This is a genomic window from Synechococcus sp. R6-10, from assembly GCF_047461815.1.
Classification (GTDB): domain Bacteria; phylum Cyanobacteriota; class Cyanobacteriia; order Thermostichales; family Thermostichaceae; genus Thermostichus.
The window spans coordinates 1-5,100 of sequence record NZ_JANSHW010000265.1; the positions used below are offsets into that span (position 1 = coordinate 1).

The 5,100-nt window shown below is 61.7% G+C and carries 5 protein-coding genes and 1 pseudogene; all 6 read left to right on the forward strand.

What is annotated here, in order from left to right; translation table 11 throughout:
* The first annotated feature begins 1 nt into the window (after position 1).
* Positions 2–1,126 (forward strand): HhoA/HhoB/HtrA family serine endopeptidase, encoded by a 1,125-nt coding sequence (locus NW837_RS08245; protein WP_414330553.1) that lies wholly within the window; start codon positions 2–4, stop codon positions 1,124–1,126.
* Positions 1,127–1,447: 321 nt separating this feature from the next.
* Positions 1,448–2,347 (forward strand): glycine betaine ABC transporter substrate-binding protein, encoded by a 900-nt coding sequence (locus NW837_RS08250; RefSeq protein ID WP_414330562.1) that lies wholly within the window; start codon positions 1,448–1,450, stop codon positions 2,345–2,347.
* A gap of 26 nt (positions 2,348–2,373) precedes the next feature.
* Complete coding sequence (locus NW837_RS08255; protein ID WP_414330555.1) at positions 2,374–3,342, forward strand: ABC transporter ATP-binding protein; 969 nt, start codon at positions 2,374–2,376, stop codon at positions 3,340–3,342.
* On the forward strand, positions 3,339–3,956 hold the full coding sequence (locus NW837_RS08260) for an ABC transporter permease (protein ID WP_414330557.1): 618 nt from the start codon (positions 3,339–3,341) through the stop codon (positions 3,954–3,956). The genes NW837_RS08255 and NW837_RS08260 overlap by 4 nt, the downstream gene beginning before the upstream one ends.
* A gap of 83 nt (positions 3,957–4,039) precedes the next feature.
* Positions 4,040–4,705, forward strand: coding sequence for a sigma-70 family RNA polymerase sigma factor (locus NW837_RS08265; protein WP_414330560.1), 666 nt, complete (start codon positions 4,040–4,042; stop codon positions 4,703–4,705).
* A 48-nt stretch (positions 4,706–4,753) separates the two neighbouring features.
* Positions 4,754–5,100 (forward strand): annotated as a pseudogene (locus NW837_RS08270) (hypothetical protein); the annotation flags it as partial.

Sequence of the window (5,100 nt, forward strand, 5' to 3'; positions counted from 1 at the left end):
AGTGCTGCTGGTGCTGCTGGGCATTGGGCTGGGAGCGGCTCTGGTGGGGGGCAAGGGGGTATCTGCCCAAACGACGACAACCCCGGCCCAACTGAACCTGAATTTCATCGCCGATGTGGCCCAAAAGGTGGGGCCGGCGGTGGTTCGCATTGATTCGGAGCGGACGGTGCGCGCCCCTGCGCCTTTTCCTGAGGAGTTTTTCAGCGATCCCTTTTTCCGGGATTTCTTTGGCCAAGCGATCCCTTCCATCCCTCGGCAGCGGCGACAGCAGGGAACCGGCTCTGGGTTCATCATCAGCCCAGACGGCCAGATCATCACCAATGCCCATGTGGTCGAGGGATCCGACAAGGTAACGGTGACGCTCAAGGATACCCGCAGCTTTGATGGGCAGGTAATCGGTTCGGATCCGGTTACGGACATCGCCGTGGTGAAGATCAACGCCCAGAACCTGCCGACCGTGAAGCTGGGGCGCTCGGAAACCCTGGAGCCGGGCCAGTGGGCCATTGCCATCGGCAACCCCCTGGGTTTGGATAACACCGTTACGGCTGGGATCATCAGCGCTTTGGGCCGTTCCAGCGGGGAGATTCGGGTGCCTGACAAGCGGGTATCTTTTATCCAAACGGATGCGGCCATTAACCCCGGCAACTCCGGCGGCCCGCTGCTCAACGCTCAAGGGGAGGTGATAGGGGTGAACACCGCCATCATCCAGGGAGCGCAAGGGTTGGGCTTCGCCATCCCCATTGAGACGGCCCAGCGGGTGGCCAATCAGTTGATCACTCGCGGCAAGGTGGATCACCCCTACCTGGGCATCCGCATGCTCACGCTGACTCCAGAGCTGAAGGAGCGCCTCAACCAGGATCCCAATAGCCGCATTTTGATAACGGTGGATCAGGGTGTACTGATTGGCGAAGTCATCCAGGGATCCCCAGCGGAACGGGCAGGGCTGCGGTCTGGGGATGTCATTCTCTCCATCAATGGTCGTGCCGTAACCACAGCCGATCAGGTGCAACAGGAGGTGGAGCGCACTGAGGTGGGCAGCACCCTGGAGCTGGAGATCGAGCGGGCCGGGCGACGACAGAAGATCCGGGCGGTAACGGGCTCTTTCCCGGTTCCGAGCGGAGGCTGAAAGGACTCCGTCCCGCTGGCGCGATTGGACGTTGTTCACCACCCCTCCGAGACCCCAGCGACACAGCAGGGTTGTTCTCAATGGGGGTGAACTTCCCTCTTCCCCTGGGAGAGGGGCTGGGGCGGTGCTGAACACTTGGGCTATTTCAAACCAACTTGCAGTGACCGTACTGGCGATCTCTACGGTTGGTTCTTGCAGTTACGGCTCAGGGAAAATAATGGTTTAATGGTGACTTAACAGTCGAAACTTCCTGGCCCAGGCCGGAACGCTCTCGGCAGGGCCTCTTGTCATTAGCCTGGGATCCCTCTTCTCCCCTTGCCTATGCTGAAAACCACTCGTCGCTTGGCTTTGCTAGCCCTGTCGGGGCTGGCAGCTCTTGTTCTCACTCCCCAAGGGGGCCTCGCCAAGCCCATTACCGTCGGCTCCAAGGACTTTACCGAGCAGTTTATTCTGGGGGAAATGTACGCCTTAGCCCTGGAGGCGGCAGGGTTCACGGTGGAGCGCAAGCTCAACCTGGGGGGCACGCCGGTAGCTCATGCGGGCCTGCTGAGCGGCGAGATCGATCTCTACCCAGAGTACACCGGCACCGGCCTGCTGACGGTGCTTAAACTGCCCACCAGCGGCGACCCGGCAGAGGTGTACGCGACGGTGGCCCGCGAGTACGAGAGCCGGTTCCGATTGATTTGGCTGGATCCCGCCCCCCTGAACAACACCCAGGCCCTGGCCATGACCCGAACTAGAGCGGCTGAGCTGGGCATCGCCACCATCTCGGACATGGTGGCCAAAGCGGGCGAGCTGGTGATGATCGGGCCGCCGGAGTTTCAAGCCCGCGAGGATGGCCTACCTGGGATCCAAGCCGTCTACGGTAATTTCCGGCTCAAGGCCTACAAAGCAGTGGATCCCGGCCTCCGCTACCAGGGCTTGGTCAATGGGGAAGCGGATGTGGCAGTGGCCTTCGGCACCGATGGAGAAATTGCCGCCTTTGACCTGGTGCTGCTGGAGGATGACAAGCAGCTTTTCCCCCCCTACCAGGTGGCGCCGGTGGTGCGCAAGGACACCCTAGAGGCCAACCCCGGCATTGCCGCTGCCTTAAATGCCCTTTCCCCCCTGCTGACGGACGAGGTGATGCAGCGGTTGAACTACGAGGTGAGCGGCAACCGCAAGGAGCCGGCGGAGGTGGCCAGAACTTTCTTGGTGGAAGCCGGCATTCTCAAGAAATAACCTTGCCTGTTGCATGAGACCCTGAGGTGAGCACCGTCGAGTTCGAGCGGGTATCGCTGCGCTTTCCCCACAGTTCCCAGCCGGCTGTGGAGGAGTGCAGTTTTTCCATAGAATCGGGCCAGTTGGTGGTCATCCTGGGGCCTTCTGGCTGCGGCAAAACCACCCTTCTGAAAATGGTGAATCGCTTGCTGGATCCCACCCAGGGGCAGATTCGCTTGGACGGGCGGGATATCCGCCAGTTTCCCGTCACGGCTCTGCGGCAGCGGATCGGCTATGTTATCCAGCAATCGGGGCTGTTTCCCCACATGACGGTGGCCCAGAATGTGGCGGTGGTGCCGCGACTTTTGGGATGGGCGAAGGAGCGCATCCGCGAGCGGGTGGACGAGCTGCTCAGCTTGGTTAATTTGCCCCCCCATGAGTACAGAAACCGCTACCCTGCTCAACTGTCGGGCGGACAACAACAGCGGGTGGGGCTGGCGCGGGCGCTGGCCGGGGATCCAGGGCTGCTGCTGATGGACGAGCCCTTTGGGGCCATCGACGCCATTACCCGCAGCAAGCTGCAAGAGGAGATCCTGCGCCTGCAACGGCAATTGAAAAAAACCATCCTGTTCGTCTCCCACGATGTGGAAGAGGCGCTGCGCCTGGCGGATCGCATTTTGGTGATGCAGAAGGGGCGGGTGGTGCAGTTCGACACTCCCTTTCGGCTGCTCACCCAGCCGGCTACTCCCTTTGTCAGGGAACTGCTGGGGGCAGATGACATGGTACGGCAGTTGAGTGTGCTGCGGGTGGAAACGGCGATGGCCGGGATCCCGCACAACCACAAAATCCAAGAGGGAGCGATGGTGAGGCCCCAGGCCACTTTGCGGCAAGCCTTGTCCCTGCTGTTGCGCACAGGGGCGGCAGCCCTGACGGTGTGGGAGGACGGGCGGGCCATCGGCGTTTTGACCTTGGATCACATTCGCAGCTTGGCCATGCTGGAGGGGGGATCCGCGTGAGCTATCTCCTCAACCACCCCGGCCTGATGTGGCAGCTCACCCAAGAGCATCTGGCGATGGTGGGGATGACCTTGGGCATGGCGGTGGTGCTGGCGGTGCCGCTGGCTCTGCTGGTTCACCACGTGCGCTGGTTGGCCCTGCCGGTCATGGGGATCCTCAGCATCCTGTACACAGTGCCCAGCCTGGCTTTGATCATTTTGTTGGTGCCCTGGCTTGGCCTCAATGCCCGCTCGGTGGTGGTGGCGATGGTGATCTACACGCAGGTGATCTTGGTGCGCCATTTTTGCGTGGGCCTGCGCTCGGTCGAGCCTGCCATCCTGGAAGCTGCCAAGGGCATGGGGATGAACCTCTGGCAACGGTGGTGGCAGGTGCAGGTGCCGCTCATGCTGCCCATTGTTTTGGCAGGGCTGCGCTTGGCGGCGATTGTGGCCATTGCCATTGCCACCGTGGGCGCCAAGTTTGGGGCAGGGGGACTGGGAACCCTGCTGTTCGATGGCATTGCCCAGGCCGGTCGCTACGACAAGATCTGGGCCGGATCCCTGGCGGTGGGATCCCTGGCCTTGCTGGTGAACACGGCCTTGCTCAGCCTGGAATGGGCGACCCGTCGTGGCTGAGGGGGTAGACTTAAGGACTCCGTCCCGCTGGCGCGATCGGGCAGGTTTATCCTCTAGTTGTGTGGGGCGAAACTGGGTGTAGCATGGGTGAGCAACCAGGGACTCCGTCCCGCTGGCGTGAGCGGGTGAGAGATTGGTCATCCCGCGCCGATTGGGAGCTGATGGAAGCGCTCAAGGCGGGGCAACCTGCTGCTCTGGCTGCGCTCTACGATCGCTATGCCGGCTTGGTCTATGGGCTGGCCTTCAAGATCCTGGGCCACGTGGCCGAGGCAGAAGACCTGACTCAGGAGGTGTTTGTCGAGCTGTGGCGCAAGGTTGGCTGTGATCCAAGGACTCCGTCCGAGTCGCGCGAGCGGCGGGGATCCCTGAGCAGTTTTTTGTGCATCCTGACCCGCTCGCGGGCCATTGACCGTCTGCGTTCTCAGGGCAGCCACCAACTTCTGTTGAAACGCTGGCAAACCCTTCTCAGCGCCGTTCGTGTTGACGGAACGGAGTCCCATAGCAAGATCCCGCTCCCTTTTGAGCAGGTTTCCATCGAGGAGCGGCGGCAAGCGGTGCAAGCGGCCCTCAGCCAATTGCCCGAAAACCAACGGCAGATCCTGGAGTTGCTCTATTACCAAGGGTTGAGCCAGGCGGACATTGCTCGCCAATTGGGGATCCCGTTGGGGACGGTTAAGACCCGCTCTCGCCAAGCCCTCTGCAAATTGCGGGGATCCCTGCGCGCCCTTCTGGGTTTCTGCTCGCGTTAGCGGGACCGCGTCCTAGGTTTGGAGTTGAGTTCTGTCGTCAGGATGGCCATGTCTGATCGCGTCAGCGGGACGGAGTCCTTTCGCGTCGGCGGGACGGAGTCCTTATCCACCTCGCCCCCTTTAACAGAGGAACGGGAAGAACTGGCCGGCTATCTGCTGGGGGACTTGTCTCCCGAGCAGGCGAGTGCTCTAGAGGCACGCCTAACTCAAGACCCTCTGCTGGTGGCCGAACTGCAAGCCTTGCAAGAAACCTTGGAATTGTTGCCCTACGGATTGCCAGGAGTACTCCCGCCTGCCAGCTTGCGCGATAAGGTGATGGCAGAGGTGGGGGCTATCGGCTTACGCGAGCAGGAGATGGCAGTCCCCCTTCACTCTCCACTGCCTGCTTTTGGGGT

Coding starts and splice junctions, on each gene's coding strand:
- NW837_RS08265 (WP_414330560.1), top strand. CDS start 4,040: ATGGGTGAGCAACCAGGGACTCCGTCCCGCTGGCGTGAGCGGGTGAGA.
- NW837_RS08250 (WP_414330562.1), top strand. CDS start 1,448: ATGCTGAAAACCACTCGTCGCTTGGCTTTGCTAGCCCTGTCGGGGCTG.